Annotated in this window: 19 protein-coding genes; 6 read left to right on the plus strand and 13 right to left on the minus strand. The window is 69.0% G+C overall.

Annotated features, from left to right (window positions below):
• Positions 1-174: 174 nt before the first annotated feature.
• The 11 genes from leuC to MUB46_RS10495 all read right to left on the minus strand — a co-directional run bounded on the left by leuC (position 175) and on the right by MUB46_RS10495 (position 9,290).
• Positions 175-1,590 (minus strand): 3-isopropylmalate dehydratase large subunit, encoded by a 1,416-nt coding sequence (gene leuC, locus MUB46_RS10445; RefSeq protein ID WP_261615839.1) that lies wholly within the window; start codon positions 1,588-1,590, stop codon positions 175-177.
• A gap of 87 nt (positions 1,591-1,677) precedes the next feature.
• A complete protein-coding gene (locus MUB46_RS10450; protein ID WP_261615840.1) occupies positions 1,678-1,830 on the minus strand; it encodes a hypothetical protein in 153 nt (50 codons plus the stop codon).
• A gap of 68 nt (positions 1,831-1,898) precedes the next feature.
• Positions 1,899-2,717 carry a class I SAM-dependent methyltransferase gene (locus MUB46_RS10455; RefSeq protein WP_261615841.1) on the minus strand — a complete coding sequence of 273 codons (819 nt, stop codon included), beginning with the start codon at positions 2,715-2,717 and terminating at the stop codon, positions 1,899-1,901.
• 92 nt (positions 2,718-2,809) lie between these two features.
• Positions 2,810-3,514: a 50S ribosomal protein L19 gene (gene rplS / locus MUB46_RS24270; RefSeq protein WP_315902730.1), complete on the minus strand. Its 705-nt coding sequence runs from the start codon at positions 3,512-3,514 to the stop codon at positions 2,810-2,812.
• 74 nt (positions 3,515-3,588) lie between these two features.
• The gene (trmD, locus tag MUB46_RS10465; protein WP_261615842.1) at positions 3,589-4,350 is read right to left on the minus strand and encodes a tRNA (guanosine(37)-N1)-methyltransferase TrmD; all 762 of its coding nucleotides are present in this window, start codon (positions 4,348-4,350) and stop codon (positions 3,589-3,591) included.
• Positions 4,347-4,904: a ribosome maturation factor RimM gene (gene rimM, locus MUB46_RS10470; RefSeq protein WP_261615843.1), complete on the minus strand. Its 558-nt coding sequence runs from the start codon at positions 4,902-4,904 to the stop codon at positions 4,347-4,349. Before rimM ends, trmD begins: the two co-directional genes overlap by 4 nt.
• A 54-nt stretch (positions 4,905-4,958) precedes the next feature.
• The gene (gene rpsP / locus MUB46_RS10475; RefSeq protein WP_261615844.1) at positions 4,959-5,384 is read right to left on the minus strand and encodes a 30S ribosomal protein S16; all 426 of its coding nucleotides are present in this window, start codon (positions 5,382-5,384) and stop codon (positions 4,959-4,961) included.
• A gap of 82 nt (positions 5,385-5,466) precedes the next feature.
• A complete protein-coding gene (gene ffh / locus MUB46_RS10480) occupies positions 5,467-6,987 on the minus strand; it encodes a signal recognition particle protein (protein WP_261615845.1) in 1,521 nt (506 codons plus the stop codon).
• Positions 6,988-7,001: 14 nt separating this feature from the next.
• A complete protein-coding gene (locus MUB46_RS10485) occupies positions 7,002-7,199 on the minus strand; it encodes a glutathione S-transferase (RefSeq protein ID WP_261615846.1) in 198 nt (65 codons plus the stop codon).
• Between the two features lie 248 nt (positions 7,200-7,447).
• Positions 7,448-7,723, minus strand: coding sequence for a translation initiation factor IF-1 (gene infA, locus MUB46_RS10490; protein ID WP_261615847.1), 276 nt, complete (start codon positions 7,721-7,723; stop codon positions 7,448-7,450).
• 28 nt (positions 7,724-7,751) lie between these two features.
• Positions 7,752-9,290: a DEAD/DEAH box helicase gene (locus MUB46_RS10495; RefSeq protein ID WP_261615848.1), complete on the minus strand. Its 1,539-nt coding sequence runs from the start codon at positions 9,288-9,290 to the stop codon at positions 7,752-7,754.
• 14 nt (positions 9,291-9,304) lie between these two features.
• On the opposite strand from MUB46_RS10495, the gene MUB46_RS10500 reads away from it, so the two are divergent.
• Positions 9,305-9,511, plus strand: coding sequence for a hypothetical protein (locus MUB46_RS10500; protein ID WP_261615849.1), 207 nt, complete (start codon positions 9,305-9,307; stop codon positions 9,509-9,511).
• 38 nt (positions 9,512-9,549) lie between these two features.
• On the opposite strand, the gene MUB46_RS10505 is transcribed toward MUB46_RS10500, so the two are convergent.
• Complete coding sequence (locus tag MUB46_RS10505; RefSeq protein ID WP_261615850.1) at positions 9,550-10,140, minus strand: class I SAM-dependent methyltransferase; 591 nt, start codon at positions 10,138-10,140, stop codon at positions 9,550-9,552.
• A 122-nt stretch (positions 10,141-10,262) separates the two neighbouring features.
• Here MUB46_RS10505 and MUB46_RS10510 point away from each other — a divergent pair, with 122 nt between their 5' ends.
• From MUB46_RS10510 to MUB46_RS10530, 5 genes are all read left to right on the plus strand, one after another.
• Entirely contained in the window at positions 10,263-10,913 is a 651-nt protein-coding gene (locus tag MUB46_RS10510) for a hypothetical protein (RefSeq protein ID WP_261615851.1), read from the plus strand.
• Between the two features lie 111 nt (positions 10,914-11,024).
• Positions 11,025-11,891: a diaminopimelate epimerase gene (gene dapF / locus MUB46_RS10515; protein ID WP_261615852.1), complete on the plus strand. Its 867-nt coding sequence runs from the start codon at positions 11,025-11,027 to the stop codon at positions 11,889-11,891.
• 14 nt (positions 11,892-11,905) lie between these two features.
• Positions 11,906-13,186 carry a tRNA (N(6)-L-threonylcarbamoyladenosine(37)-C(2))-methylthiotransferase MtaB gene (gene mtaB, locus MUB46_RS10520; protein WP_261615853.1) on the plus strand — a complete coding sequence of 427 codons (1,281 nt, stop codon included), beginning with the start codon at positions 11,906-11,908 and terminating at the stop codon, positions 13,184-13,186.
• Complete coding sequence (ftsY, locus tag MUB46_RS10525; protein WP_261615854.1) at positions 13,183-14,313, plus strand: signal recognition particle-docking protein FtsY; 1,131 nt, start codon at positions 13,183-13,185, stop codon at positions 14,311-14,313. The genes mtaB and ftsY overlap by 4 nt, the downstream gene beginning before the upstream one ends.
• 90 nt (positions 14,314-14,403) lie before the next feature.
• Complete coding sequence (locus MUB46_RS10530) at positions 14,404-14,994, plus strand: septation protein A (protein ID WP_261615855.1); 591 nt, start codon at positions 14,404-14,406, stop codon at positions 14,992-14,994.
• A gap of 5 nt (positions 14,995-14,999) precedes the next feature.
• On the opposite strand, the gene MUB46_RS10535 is transcribed toward MUB46_RS10530, so the two are convergent.
• The gene (locus MUB46_RS10535; RefSeq protein ID WP_261615856.1) at positions 15,000-15,557 is read right to left on the minus strand and encodes an NUDIX hydrolase; all 558 of its coding nucleotides are present in this window, start codon (positions 15,555-15,557) and stop codon (positions 15,000-15,002) included.
• Positions 15,558-15,613 lie beyond the last annotated feature (56 nt).

Genomic DNA, 15,613 nt, shown 5'->3' on the forward strand with positions numbered 1-15,613 from the left:
AAAATGTGGACGGATCGGGGTCAAATCGCCGCCAATTGTGTCGGCGTGGCGGGTTTGACAGGGGATGTTACAAATTTGTCGCGTCACCGCGGGCCGTGGCGTCACGGCCCGGGGTGCCCGCGGAGCCGCGAGGATTGTCGCCGCGCGGCTCCGGGAGCGTATCGGGTATGGCGTTCAGACCGCCTTCGGCCACTCGCGCACGTCGACGAAATGGCCGGCGATCGCCGCGGCGGCCGCCATTTCTGGCGAGACCAGGTGGGTGCGCCCCTTGAAGCCCTGGCGGCCCTCGAAGTTGCGGTTCGAGGTCGAGGCGCAGCGCTCTTCCGGGGCCAGCTTGTCGGCGTTCATCGCCAGGCACATGGAGCAGCCCGGCTCGCGCCAGTCGAAGCCGGCGGCCCTGAAGATCTCGTCGAGGCCCTCGGATTCCGCCTGTTCCTTAACGAGGCCGGAGCCCGGCACGACCATGCCGTTGACGTCGGGATGGACCGTGTGGCCCTCGATGATCTTCGCCGCCGCCCGCAGATCCTCGATGCGCGAGTTGGTGCAGGAGCCGATGAAGACGCGCTGGGGGCGGATGTCGGTGATCTTCGTGCCCGGCGTCAGGCCCATATAGGCGAGCGCCCGGCGCTTGGCCTCGCGGCGGTGCTCATCGGCGATCTCTTCGGGATCGGGCACGGCGCCGGTGATCGAGATCACGTCCTCCGGGCTGGTGCCCCAGGTGACGATCGGCGGCAGCGCGTTGCCGTCGAGGCGGACGATGCGGTCGAACTCGGCGCCGTCGTCGCTCGGCAGCGTGTCCCAGTAGGCGCGCGCCATGTCCCAGGCCTTGCCCTTCGGGGCCATCGGGCGGCCCTCGATATAGGCGTAGGTCTTCTCGTCGGGGGCGATCATGCCGGCGCGCGCGCCGCCCTCGATCGACATGTTGCACACCGTCATGCGGCCTTCCATCGACATGTCGCGGAACACCTCGCCGGCATACTCGATGACGTGGCCGGTGCCGCCGGCGGTGCCGATCTCGCCGATGATGGCGAGGATCACGTCCTTCGGCGTCACGCCCTCGGGCAGGGTGCCGTCGACCTCCACCTTCATGTTGTGCGCCTTGCGCTGCATCAGCGTCTGGGTGGCGAGCACGTGCTCGACCTCCGAGGTGCCGATGCCGTGGGCGAGCGCGCCGAAGGCGCCGTGCGTCGAGGTGTGGGAATCGCCGCAGACGATGGTGGTGCCGGGCAGGGTGAAGCCCTGCTCGGGGCCGATCACGTGGACGATGCCCTGGCGGATGTCGTTCTCGTCGAAATAGGTGACGCCGAACTGGCCGGCGTTCCTGGCCAGCGTCTCGATCTGCAGCGCCGATTCCGGGTCGTCGATGCCCTGGCTGCGGTCGGTGGTCGGCACGTTGTGGTCGACCACGGCGAGCGTCTTCTGCGGCGCGCGCACCGTGCGGGCGTTCATGCGCAGGCCCTCGAAGGCCTGCGGGCTCGTCACCTCGTGAACCAGGTGGCGGTCGATATACAGCAGGCAGGTGCCGTCTTCCTGCTCGTCGACCAGGTGGTCGTCCCAGATCTTGTCGTAAAGGGTTCTCGGCTTGGACATGGTGCTTTCGTTCCGTCGCAAATCAGGGGTGCCCGCGGGATGACGGGCAGGCGTTGGTGATGGCCGGGAGCGGCCGTGAAACCCGGTTCAGAGGATGCCGTCGGCGGCGCGCAGCAGCGCGTGGAAACGCCACGGCAGAAGCGCATGGTCGTGCAGCGGCGCCGCGCCCGGACAACCGGGCACGAGGCCGCGTGAGCCGCGGCCACGGATGGCCCGGCCGGTGACGCTCGGTCTCCGCAAGTGCGTTTTGTTCGCGCGCATGGCCGGAAGATACTGTCGATACGGGCAAACGGCAATGTTTGGCGTCGTCAAACGATCCTGGTCGCGCCGAGCGAAAAGGCCAGCGGCGGACCGGCGGTGTCGCCGGGCATGCGGAACAGCCGGTCCTCGCCCTGCCGCATCATCGGCACGGCGGCCCAGGGCACGGCGTCGTGCTCGTGCAGGAAGTCGAGCCGCAGCCCGGCATCGACCAGCGCCGTGACGATGTCGGAGATTGGATGGATCCACTCGTAGCTGCGCGGGGTCTTCAGCGCCGTGCCGTCGCCGGCATAGGTTTCGGCGTCGTCGAATGCCAGCGGCCGGTCGACCGGAGTCTTCCAGTCCCAGGTGAGGACCAGCCTGCCGTCGACCTCCTCGAACTGGGAGAGGGACGGGTGACCCTCGGCCAGGTACAGCCGTCCGCCGGGCCTGAGCAGGCTCGCGACCACGGCCGCCCAGCGGCGGATGTCGGGCAACCAGATGATCGTGCCCCAGGAGACGTAGACCAGGTCGAAATCGCCCGTCAGCAGCGCGCGGGCCTCGTAGACGTCCCCCTCCTCGAAATCCGCCGGAATTCCCGTCTCGGCGGCAAGCGTGCGGGCCGCGGCGATGGCCGCCGGCGAGAAGTCGAGGCCCGTCACCGTGGCGCCGCGGCGGGCAAGGCTCAGCGTGTCGAGGCCGAAATGGCACTGCAGATGGGCGATCCGCCGGCCGCTCACGTCGCCGATCTCGGCGGCCTCGATCGGCATCAGCGTGTCGGCCCCGGCGCGGAAGGCCTCGATCGGATAGATCGCGCCGGCGTCGCGCAGATGGATGGCGACGCGCTCGTCCCAGTTCGCGCGGTTGGCGGCGGTGAAGGGATTGCTCATGGCGCGGGTCCGTCGTCTGCGAAAAGGCGTTCAAAACAAAACGGGCGGCCTCATGGCCGCCCGTTCGATCCGGTATCCGGAGGAGAAGGACCTCAGCCCTTCGTCTCTTCCTCGGCGGCGTCCTTTGCCGGCGCCTCGTCGACCTTGACCTCGTCGGCGGTCGCCTCGGCGATCATCGCGCGGGCCTGGCCGATCCAGTCCTCGCGCTCGATGCGGCCCTTGAAGTCCAGCACGTCATCGACCTTGGCGATGTCTTCGTCGGAGAAGTTGGCGATCTGCTCGAACTTGGTGATGCCGAGCTTGTGCAGCTTCTCGACCAGCACCTCGCCGACGCCGTTGATCTTGGTCAGGTCGTCGGGCGCGCCCTTCGGTGCCTTGAACAGCGCGGTCAGCTCGGCCGGCTTGGCCTGGGCCTTACTGCCCCGGGCGCCGGCGCGGGTGTCCACGCGCTCGGGGATGCGGGCCGACTTGCCGCGGCGCTCGCGCAGGTAATACAGCTTCGCGCGGCGCACCTTGCCGCGCCGCTTCACCTCGATCGACTCGATGTTCGGCGAGTGGATCGGAAAGACGCGCTCGACGCCCTCGCCGTAGGAGATCTTGCGGACGGTGAAGCTCTCGTTGATGCCCTGGCCGCCGCGGGCGATGCAGACGCCCTCGTAGGCCTGCACGCGGGTGCGCTCGCCTTCGACGATGCGCACGTTCACGCGCAGCGTGTCGCCGGGCTGGAATTCCGGTACCTCGCGGGCGGTTGCGAGCGCGGCGGCATGCTCTTTTTCGAGTTCCTGCAGGATGTTCATCGGATTACTTCCTTCAAAGTCTTCGCGCGTCGCGGGCACTTGGGGCCGCCGCCTGCGCTTGGGTTGGCGTTCGTCTACTTGAAACCGGTTGACTTGTCGATACTTCCCGGGCGGTCCGGGCCTCTACCGCCATCACGTTGAACGGCCTGGTAGGCCGCCCACAGGTCCGGGCGGCGCTCCCGGGTGATCCGCTCGGCCTCGGCCCGCCGCCACCTGGCGACGCGACCGTGATCGCCGGACAGAAGCACCTCGGGGATCGCCCGGTCTTCCCAGACCTGGGGCCGGGTGTAGTGGGGATACTCGAGCAGGCCCTGCTCGAAGCTTTCCTCGGATGCGGAGTCCTCGGCGCCCATGACGCCGGGAAGCAGGCGCACGCAGGCGTCGATCAGGGCGAGCGCGGCGATCTCGCCGCCCGACAGCACGAAATCGCCGAGCGAGACCTCTTCCAGCTCGCGGGCCTCGATGACGCGCTCGTCGACACCCTCGAAGCGGCCGCAGAGCAGGATCGCGCCCGGGCCTTCACTCAGCTCGCGAATCCGGGCCTGGGTCAGCGGCCTGCCGCGCGGCGACAACAGGATGCGCGGCCGTTTCGGACCCGTGACGACCGCCTCGTCGAGCGCGGCGGCGACGATATCGGCCTTCATCACCATGCCCGGGCCACCACCCGCCGGCGTATCGTCGACGGTGCGGTGGCGGTCGGTGGCGAAGTCGCGGATGTCGAGGACGTCGAGGTTCCACAGGCCGGACTCGAGCGCGCGGCCCGCCAAGGCATGGCCCAGCGGTCCGGGAAACATGCCCGGATAGATGGTCAGCACGGTGGCGTGCCATCCGCTCATTGCGCGTTCCTGTCCTCTTCCTCGTCCGACGGACCCGTTTCCTGGTCGAAGAGACCTTCGGGCGGGTCGATCGTCAAAAAGCCTGCGGCCACGTCGACGGTCGGGACGACGGCCCTAGTGAAGGGCGCGAACACCGTCCGCGGGGTTCCCTTCAGGCGGATCTCGAGAAGATCACCGCCGCCGAAATCCTGCACCGTCGCCACCGTTCCGACCGTCTCGCCGCCCGTATCGCGGACCTCGAGACCGATCAGATCGGCGTGGTACCACTCGTCCTCGTCCGGGGCCGGCATCCGGTCCCGGTCGACATAGAGGCGCTGGTTCTTCAGCGCCTCCACCGCGTTGCGGTCGGTCACGCCCTTCAGCGCGGCGATCACCACGGTCTTGGCGAACCGCGCGGTCTGGATCTCGACCGTCCGCCCGTTTTCGGTCGTCAGCGGACCGTAGGCGGCGATATCGAGCGGCTCGGCGGTGTAGCTCTTTATCCGAACCTCGCCGCGGACGCCGTGTGGCGCGCCGACCACGCCGACGCAGACCCGTTTGCCGTCCGCAGCCACCACCGTGCGCCTCGCCTCAAAGCCAAATCGGAACCGAACCGGCCGGAAGGCCGATTACTCGGCCTTCGCTTCCTCGGCCGGGGCCTCTTCCGCAGGCGCTTCGGCCGGGGCTTCGGCGGGCGCCTCGGCGGCGGCCTTGGCCTCTTCCTCGGCCTGGCGCCTCAGCTCGATGCGCTCGAGCGCCTTCTGGCCCGGCTTGCCCTTGTTCGGGTTGTTGCGGGCCGGACGCGTCATGACGCCGGCGGCATCGAGGAAGCGCAGCACGCGGTCGGTCGGCGTGGCGCCCTTGGCCAGCCAGTCCTTGGCCTTCTCGACGTCGAGGACGATGCGCTCGGCGTGGTCCTTCGGCAGCAGCGGGTTGAAGGTGCCGAGCTTCTCGATGAAGCGGCCGTCGCGCGGGCTGCGCGAATCCGCGACGACGATGCGGTAGAACGGCCGCTTCTTGGCACCGCCGCGGGCCAGTCTGATCTTCAGAGACATTTCAGGTCCTTTTCGCTTTCGTTGTCCTGGTGTTGGAGGTCGGGAAAGCTCCCGATCGTCACTTGTCCGGAGCGTGCCCCGGTCATTTCTTCTTGATGAAACCCTTCGGCAGGCCGGGCAGGCCGCCCGGTCCGCCGAGACCCGGCGGCAGGCCACCCGCGCCGAGGCCGGGCAGGCCGCCGGGCATCGGCGGCAGCTTCGGCATCGTCTTCGGCATGTCGCCCTGCTGCATGGCGGCGAGCTCTTCCGGCGAGGGGGCCGGCATGCCGCCGCCCATTCCGAACAGCTTGGCGAGGCCGCCCTTGCCCTTGCCCATGGCCTTCATCATGTCGGCCATCTGGCGGTGCATCTTGAGCAGGCGGTTGACGTCCTCGACCCGGGTGCCGGAGCCGGCGGCGATGCGCTTCTTGCGGCTGGCCTTGAGGATGTCCGGCTTGCGCCGCTCGTGGCGCGTCATCGAGGAGATGATCGCTGCCTGGCGCTTGATCACGCGGTCGTCGAGATTGGCGCCCTCGAGCTGCTTCTTCATCTTGCCGATGCCGGGCATCATGCCGAGCACGCCCTGCATGCCGCCGATCTTCTGCATCTGCTTGAGCTGCTCGGCGAGATCGTCGAGGTCGAACGCGCCCTTGCGCATCTTGTCGGCGATCGCCTTGGCCTTCTCGGCGTCGATGGTCTCGGCCGCCTTCTCGACGAGCGAGACGATGTCGCCCATGCCGAGGATGCGGCCGGCGATGCGCTCGGGATGGAAGTCCTCGAGCGCGTCCATCTTCTCGCCGACGCCGGCGAGCTTGATCGGCTTGCCGGTGACCGCGCGCATCGACAGCGCCGCGCCGCCGCGGCCGTCGCCGTCCAGGCGCGTCAGCACGATGCCGGTCAGCGCCAGGCGCTCGTCGAAGGCGCGGGCGAGATTGACGGCGTCCTGGCCGGTCAGCGCGTCGGCGACCAGCAGCACCTCGTGCGGGCTGGCGGCGGTCTCGATCTCCGCCATCTCGACCATCAGCGCCTCGTCGACGAACTGGCGGCCGGCGGTGTCGAGCATCACCACGTCGTAGCCGCCGAGACGGGCGGCCTGCATGGCGCGCTGGGCGATCTGCACCGGCGTCTGGCCGGCGACGATGGGCAGGCTGTCGACGCCGATCTGCTCGCCGAGCACCTTGAGCTGCTCCTGGGCGGCGGGCCGGCGGGTGTCGAGCGAGGCCATCAGCACCTTGCGCTTCTGCTTCTCCGACAGGCGCTTGGCGATCTTGGCGGTGGTGGTGGTCTTACCGGAGCCCTGCAGGCCGACCATCATGATGGCGACCGGGGGCGGGGCGTTCAGGTCGATGGTCTGGGCGTCGGCGCCGAGCGTTTCGACGAGGACGTCGTGGACGATCTTGACGACCATCTGGCCGGGCGTGACCGACTTGACGACGTCGGCGCCGATGGCGCGCTCGCGCACCTTCTCGACGAAGTCGCGCACGACGTCGAGGGCGACGTCGGCCTCCAGCAGCGCCCGGCGCACCTCGCGCAGCGCCGCGGCGACATCCGCCTCGGTCAGCGCGCCGCGCCTGGTCAGCGCGTCGAGAATGCCGGAAAGCCGTTCCTGGAGAGAATCGAACATGTGAGAGACCTGCCTTATCTGTCGATCTTGCCGTCGGAGCCGATGTTTTCGTCGAACAGGGCGGTGGCCTTGGCGAACTTGTCGCGGCAGCCGGTGTTGCAGAAGCCGACGACCCTGCCCCGGTAGAGGGTCAGCGAATCCGCGCGCACGGGATCACCCGACCACGGGCAGACCGCGTTGACGCACTCCTCGATCCTCAGTTCGTCGGCCATTGCGGCACCATGCTTCCAAACGAAACCGTGTTTCCAAACGAAAACGGCACCCGCGGGCGAACCTTCGCTGGCGGGTGTCGACCCCTACGCCTCATGTGCGCAACGGCCGTGTCGATCGCAAGTCTCTTCACAAGAGATGGCGCGTGATACGCGCGAGACCCCGAAGAGTCAAGGAAAGAGGGCCGTTCGGCCCGTCTTCTGCATTGGCCGCCGTCCTGCCGGGCGACGGCGAGAGCGGGGCGGACCGCTCAGCGCCGGCGGAAATTGCCGCCGCCGCGCCGGGGCTGGCCGGGAACCGGGCCGCCGGTGCGATGCCGGAAATTGATGCGGCCGCGCTCCAGATCGTACGGGCTCATCTCGACCGTCACGCGGTCGCCGGCGATGGTGCGGATGCGGTGCTTGCGCATCTTGCCGGCCGCGTAGGCCAGGATCTCGTGATCGTTGTCGAGCTTCACCCGGAAGTTACCGTCCGGAAGCACTTCCGTGACGGTCCCTTCGAATTCGAGCATTTCTTCCTTTGCCATCCAGGTCTCCTTCTCTCGAAACCGACGATCAGGGCTTGACCGCCGCGGCGGCCGAGCGCCGGTCGCCGGTCTTGCGTTTCAGGAACGACATCCCGGCCAGGTCCTGGCCGGAGCCGCTCGCGGCGTTCGCGGGCGCATGCCGGTTCGCACGGTTCGATGCCTGCGCCTCCGCCGGGCGGGCACGGGATTTCTCCTGGCCCTGATCCTTCCGGGCCTGGTCCCGCTGGCCCTGAGTCCGTTGACCCTGGTCCCGCTGGCCCTGAGCCTGGCGCTCCTGACCCTGACGTTCCTGGCCCTGGCGTTCCGGGCTCCGCCCACCCCTGCCGGAGCGGCGGCGCTTGCGGCCGTTGCGGCGCGGCTTGTCCGCGCCGGCCTCCGTGCGGTCCGGCGTTTCCCCCGCAACCGGCGCGGAGGTTACCACCGGACGCGGCGCGGCGCCATCGACGGGAATCGACATACGGATCAGCCGCTCGATGTCGCGCAGAAAGGGCCGCTCCTCGGCGTCGCAGAACGACACGGCGATGCCGTCGGCACCGGCGCGCGCGGTGCGGCCGATGCGATGTACGTAGGATTCCGGGATGTTCGGCAGATCGTAGTTGACCACGTGGCTGACGCCGGGGATGTCGAGGCCGCGGGCGGCGATGTCGGTGGCGATCAGCGCGCGGACGGTGCCGGAGCGGAACGCGGAAAGCGTGCGCTCGCGCTGGTTCTGCGACTTGTTGCCGTGGATCGCGGCGGCCGAGATGCCGGTCTTGGCGAGATGGCGGACCACCTTGTCGGCGCCGTGCTTGGTGCGGGTGAACACGAGCGCCCGGTCGATCGCCGGATCGCTCAGCACCGAGGCGAGCCGGTTGGACTTCTCGGCGCGGTCGACGTGGATCACGGTCTGGTCGATCTTGTCGGCGGTCTTGGCCACCGGCGTCACCGACACGCGGACGGGGTCGCGCAGGAACTGGCGCGACAGATCGGCGATGGCCTGCGGCATGGTGGCGGAGAACAGCAGCGTCTGGCGCTCGGCGGGCAGAAACTTCACGGTCGCGCGGATCGCGTGGATGAAGCCCATGTCGAGCATCTGGTCGGCCTCGTCCAGCACCAGCACCTCGACCTTGTCGAGACGCAGCGCCTTCTGCTCGACCAGGTCGAGCAGGCGGCCGGGGGTGGCGACGAGGACGTCGACGCCGGGCTGCAGCGCCCGGATCTGCCGGTTCATCGGCACGCCGCCGATGACGAGCTCGACCTTGAGGGGAAGATGGCGTCCGTAGCTGCGGAAGGAGTCGACGATCTGGCCGGACAGCTCCCGCGTCGGGCTGAGGATCAGCACGCGGCACGACTTGGGCGCGGGCCTCTCGCCGTTACGGGTCTGATGGCGGCGCTCGAGACGGTCGAGAATCGGAAGGGCGAAGGCGGCGGTCTTGCCGGTGCCGGTCTGGGCGATGCCGATGAGGTCGCGGCCGTTCAGGAGATGCGGAATGGCCTGGGCCTGGATCGGGGTCGGCGTCTCGTGGCCGGCGTCGGAAAGCGCGCGCAGCACGGAGGCCGACAGATTCAGTTCAGAGAAAGTGTTCAAGTAGGAATGCTTTCGTGGTCGCGGATCGCGGCGCCAATACAAAAGCGCCCGCGCTCACGCGGTTTTGGGGCGAAGACACCCCGCGTGGCCTGGGCTGTCGAATGAAGAAACGAGATCAATTCCAGCGGGCAAAATATCTTGTGCGGATATTCAAGCAACGCGGCCCGCGAGTCTCGGATGGCCGCTATATGGCCGACAATCGTCCGTTTATCAAGGTGTAACGCCGGTTTCGCGATCCGCCGGCGCCTTTCGTGCCCCGCTATCGGGGGCGGTCGTCGGCGAATACGAAGGGGGTGTCGCCGGCCCAGCGGTGCCCGGGTCCGCAGGCGGCGATGCGCTGGACGACGCGGGCGTGCCCGCCGTGAGCGTCGTCGCCGGGCAGTTCGCCATGCTCGTAGGCGATGACCACGAGGCGGGGCAATGCCACCTCCAGCAGCTCGTTGGGCTTCAGCAGGAAATCCGGCCGCATCGGTCGGCCCTCGCGGTGGTGGCCGAGCGCGAAGGTCTCGTAGACGAAGACGCCGTCGTCGGCGACGCAGCCGACGATGTCGGACAGGATCGGCCGCCACAGGTAGTGGGTGACGACCACGGCGTCGAACCGCAGGTCCCTCAGCGGAAACGGACGGCCGGTCTCCAGGTCCGCCTCGATCAGGGCGACGTCGCCGCGCTCGCCCAGATCCTCGGCGTCGGACAGATCGCGGTCGATGCCGGTGACGACGAGGCCCTGGTCGAGCCCGTGCCGCAGGTGCCGGCCCGATCCGCAGGCGACATCGAGCATCGTGCCGCCGGCCCTGGTGCCCGACAGGAAGCGGGTCACCCACGGTGACGGTAACTTGGGGCCGGGATGCATGCCGGTCTCCTTGGCGTGTGTCCTTAAGGTCCGGGGCGACGCTACGGATCCGCCTGCCGTCCGGCAAGATGTCGATCGCGTTGCCGGTTGCGGTAAAGTGGCGCGCGGGGAGGCGCGTCCTGGTGAAACCGGTAAAGACGAAACGCGTCCGGGCCCTGCTCGATATCTACGGGCGGACCTTCTGCGACGAGCTCGGGATCGATATCGCGGCGGGCACGCCGTCGGCGCTGTTTTGCTGGCTGGTCGCCGCGCTGCTGTTCAGCGCGCGCATCCGGGCGAACGCGGCGCTGTCGGCGGCCGGGGCGTTGTTCGCGGCCGGCTGGACGACGCCGGAGGCGATGCTGGCCGCCGGCTGGGAGGCCCGGGTGCGGGTGCTGAACCGCTCCGGCTATGCGCGTTATGACGAGAGCACGTCGCGCATGCTCGGCGAGACCTGCGCGCTGCTGATCGATCGCTACGGCGGGGATCTCGGCAATCTGCGCGCGGCGGCGAACCGAAATCCCGCCGCGGAGCGCGACTTGCTGAAGGCGTTCAAGGGGATCGGCGAGGTCGGCGTCGACCTGTTCTTCCGCGAGGTCCAGCCGGTCTGGCCCGAACTGTATCCCTTCGCCGACAGGCGCGCCCTGAAGGCGGCGGCCAGGCTCGGGCTCGCCGACGATCCCGCCGGCCTGGCGAGCCTGGTTGATCGCGCCGACTTCGCGCGGCTGGTCGCGGCGCTGGTGCGGGTCGACCTGGACAAGGGCTATGAAACCATCGAGGCGGCCGCCATCTGATAGCATCCGACACCTGCGCGACATCGGATCGGCGGCGAGGGTGGCGCGACGGGCGAAAAAACGCCATATAACGGGCCAGCCGGCCCGTGGTCGCCGGCACGGAGTTTCCCGATGAATGCGCCTACGATCCGCTACAAGAAGATGAACGGGCTCGGCAACGAGATCCTGGTCGTCGATCTGCGCGCGGATCGCCTCGCGCTGACGCCCGAAATGGTGCGTGCCGTCGCCGCCGCGCCGCGCAGCGGCTTCGACCAGATGATGGTGCTGCTGCCGCCGCGCGCGCAAGGGATCGACGCGACCGTGCGCATCTACAACAACGACGGTTCGCTGTCGGGTGCCTGCGGCAACGGCGCGCGCTGCATCGCCGCGCTGGTCATGCAGGAGACCGGCGGGTCCGCCGCGACCTTCGAGACGGCGGCGGGGCTGCTGAACGCCTGGGACGCCGGCGACGGCCTGATAACCGTCGACATGGGGCCGCCGGACTTCAACTGGGAGACCATCCCGCTCGCCGAGGAATTCCGCGACACCCGCGCGATCGAACTGCAGATCGGCCCGATCGACGCGCCGATCCTGCATTCGCCCAGCGCGCTGTCGATGGGCAACCCGCACGCGATCTTCTGGGTCGACGATGTCGAGGCCTACGATCTGTCGAAGATCGGGCCGCTTCTGGAGAACCATCCGGTCTTTCCCGAGCGCGCCAATATCAGCCTTGCCCAGGTGACGAGCCGCGAGGCGATCACGCTGAAGGTGTGGGAGCGCGGCGCCGGCCTGACGCGGGCCTGCGGCTCGGCGGCCTGTGCCGCCGCGGTGGCGGCCGCGCGCAAGAAGCTGACGGAGCGCGCCGTCACGGTGACGCTGCCGGGCGGACCGCTGCGCATCGACTGGCGCGAGTCCGACGATCACGTGCTGATGACCGGGCCGTGGGAACTCGAATACGAGGGCGCAGTCTCCGTCGAGACCGCCGCTCCGGCGGCCTGACCGGGAGAAACGCGATGTCCCGGCCCGATATCCTGACCTTCGGCTGCCGCCTCAACGCGGCGGAATCCGAGGCGATCCGCGAGCTGGCCGACGAGGCCGACCTCGCCGACACCATCGTCGTCAATACCTGTGCGGTGACCGGCGAGGCCGTGCGCCAGGCGCGCCAGGCGATCCGCAAGGCGCGGCGCGAGAATCCGGCCGCGCGCATCGTCGTCACCGGCTGCGCGGCGCAGACCGAGCCGCAGACCTTCGCCGACATGGCGGAGGTCGACCTGGTGCTCGGCAATGCTGAGAAGCTGAAGCCGGAAAGCTATCGCGCACTGCCGTTCGGGGCCGAGCAGGCCGAGAAGGTGCGCGTCAACGACATCATGGAGCTGACCGAGACCGGCGCCCATCTGATCGAGGGGTTCGAGGGCCGGGCGCGCGCCTTCGTGCAGGTGCAGAACGGCTGCGATCATCGCTGCACCTTCTGCATCATCCCCTATGGCCGCGGTCCGTCGCGCTCGGTGCCGATGGGCGGGGTCGTCGATCAGGTGCGCCGTCTGGTCGAGGCGGGCTATGCGGAGGTGGTGCTGACCGGCGTCGACCTCACCTCCTATGGCGGCGACCTGCCGGGCCATCCGCGCTTCGGCACGCTGGTCCGGGCCATCCTGCGCCATGTCCCCGAGCTGGGGCGGCTGCGCATCTCCTCGATCGATTCGGTGGAAGCCGACGACGACCTGCTGCGGGCGATCGCCGAGGAGGAGCGGCTGATGCCGCATCTGCATCTGTCGCTGCAGGCCGGCGACGACATGATCCTGAAGCGGATGAAGCGGCGGCATTCGCGCGCCCAGTCGGTGGAGTTCTGCGACGCGGTGCGCCGGCTCAGGCCCGACATGGTGTTCGGCGCCGATCTGATCGCCGGCTTCCCGACCGAGACCGACGCGATGTTCGAGAACACGCTGAGGATCGTCGCCGATTGCGGCCTGACGCATCTGCACGTCTTCCCGTTCTCACCGCGCACCGGCACCCCGGCGGCGCGCATGCCGCAGGTCGACCGGCGGCTCGTCAAGGAGCGCGCGGCGCGGCTCAGGACGGAAGGCGAGGCGGCGCTGAGACGCCATCTCGACGCCGAGATCGGCCGCGACCGGCTGGTGCTGGTGGAAACCGAAACGAGCGGACGCACCGAGCAGTTCACCGTCGCCCGGCTCGACCGGGCCTTGCCGTCCGGTTCGGTCGTCAGGGCGCGCGTCACCGGCCATGACGGTCGCCGTCTCGAGACCCGCGTAGACCCCATTGGAATGGCGGCAGCATGAGCGAAGAGAAGTCCGGCCCGAGCCTTATGGACCGGCTGCTCGGCCGCAAGGCTCCGGAAGATCAGGCCGTCGCCACCGGGACGGACAAGCCCGGGACGGCGGAGCCCGCGACGGACCAGTCCGGGGCGGACGTGTCCGAAACGGGTAGGTCCGGGACCGAGAAGCCGCGCTCGTGGCTGCAACGGCTGCGCGCCGGGCTGTCGCGGTCGTCCTCGGCGCTGGGGCAGAACCTCACTGCGCTGATCCGCAAGCGCAAGCTCGACGACGAGACGCTGCAGGATCTGGAAGACATCCTGATCCAGGCCGATCTCGGCGTGGAAACGGCGGTGCGCATCACCGAGCGGCTGGCCAAGGAACGCTACGACAAGGAAATCGACGACGTCGAGCTGCGCACCGTGCTCGCCCAGGAAATCGAGGCGGTGCTGGAGCCGGTGGCCAAGCCGCTGGCGATCGATCCGGCGAAGTCCCCGCATGTGATCCTCGTCGTCGGCGTCAACGGCGCCGGCAAGACCACGACCATCGGCAAGCTCGCCGCGCAGTTCCGCCGCGAGGGCAGGTCGGTGGTGCTCGGCGCCGGCGACACGTTCCGCGCCGCGGCGATCGAGCAGCTCAAGATCTGGGGCGAGCGCACCGGCGCGACCGTGGTCGCCCGCGAGCAGGGCTCGGACGCCTCCGCGCTCGCCTTCGAGGCGTTGCAGCAGGCGCGCGCGGCGCAGGCCGACGTGGTGATGATCGACACCGCCGGGCGGCTTCAGAACCGCACCGAGCTGATGGCGGAACTGGAGAAGATCGTCCGCGTCATCAGGAAGCAGGACGAGACCGCGCCGCACGACGTCCTGCTGGTGCTCGACGCGACGACGGGCCAGAACGCCATGAACCAGACGGAGATCTTCCGCCAGGTCTGCGGCGTCACCGGGCTGGCGATGACCAAGCTCGACGGCACCGCGCGCGGCGGCATCCTGGTCGCCATCGCCGCCAAGCACGGCCTGCCGGTCCACGTCATCGGCGTCGGTGAGGGCGTCGACGACCTGCACCCGTTCACGGCGAGCGAGTTCGCCCGCGCGATCGTCGGAGAGGCGATCGACGGCGATGCGACGGAGGGCGGCGATGCCGGCCGGGAACCGTGACGTGACGCCGCGCCGGCGCCTGCCCTCGGGGGCGGATCGCGCCGCCGCTCTGCCTGTATCCCCCAAAGGACGCATCGGGAGTTTCCAGCCATGACCCGTCCCGAAACCGTCGAACGCCATCCCGGCCCGCCGGAATGGGTGCGCCCGGCGCTGGAGCTCGGCCCGCTCGTCATCTTCTTCATCGGCAACTGGAAGCTCGGCATCTTCTGGGCGACCGGCCTGTTCATCCCGGCGACGCTGATCTCGGTTGCGATCTCGTGGATCATCCTGCGCAACGTGCCGGTGATGCCGCTGGTCACGGCGGTCTTCGTCACCGTGTTCGGCGGGCTGACGCTGTGGCTGCAGGACGACGTCTTCATCAAGATGAAGCCGACCATCGTGAACCTCGCCTTCGCCGGGATCCTGGTCGCCGGGCTCTATTTCCGCCGCACGCTGCTCAAATACGCCTTCGGCACCGTGTTCCAGCTCAGCGAGGAGGGCTGGCGCGTCATCACCTGGCGCTGGGCGGTCTTCTTCGTCTTCCTGGCGGTGCTGAACGAGGTCGTCTGGCGCAACTTCTCCACCGACTTCTGGGTCAGCTTCAAGGTGTTCGGCATCATGCCGATCACCATGCTGTTCGCCGTGGCGCAGCTGCCGCTTCTGAAGAAATACGGGCTGGAGGACGAGGCCGAGAAGGCCTGAGCCGCCTACCGGGTCAGCGGCTTGCCGCCGGGAAACAGGTCGCCGGTCTGGCCTTGCGGGTTGACGAAGGGCGGGGCGGCCTCGCCGAGTTCGCTCGCCCTGTCGTGGCCCAGCGCCCAGTGCACCGACGGGAAGGCGAGCTCGTCCCAGGGGATGTCGGCCCAGTCGAACAGCTTCACCTCCAGGCTTTCCGCGCCGGGCGAGAAACCGCCGGCGAGCGTCGCCTGGAAGATCACCTGCACCTGCGACAACCGCGGCACCGAATAGACGGCGAGGATGCCGGAAATGGCGATCTCGGCGTTGGCCTCCTCGAACGCCTCGCGGCGGGCGCCGGCATCGGGGGCTTCGTTCAGTTCCAGATAGCCGGCGGGGATCGTCCAGAAGCCGCGGCGGGGGAAGATCGCGCGGCGGCAGAGCAGGATCCCGCCCTGCGACCGGACCACCGAGCCGACGACGACCTTGGGATTGTCGTAGTGGACAAAGCCGCAGCGCGTGCACACGCGCCGCTCCAGCGTGTCGCCGGGCGGGACGGTGTGGTGGAAGTCGGGCTCGAGATCGCTCATGACGTGAAATGGTGCCGTCAAGCGCGCGGCAAAATCAATCCGTCCGACGCGGTGTC

The organism is Microbaculum marinisediminis, from assembly GCF_025397915.1.
Taxonomy (GTDB): domain Bacteria; phylum Pseudomonadota; class Alphaproteobacteria; order Rhizobiales; family Tepidamorphaceae; genus Microbaculum; species Microbaculum marinisediminis.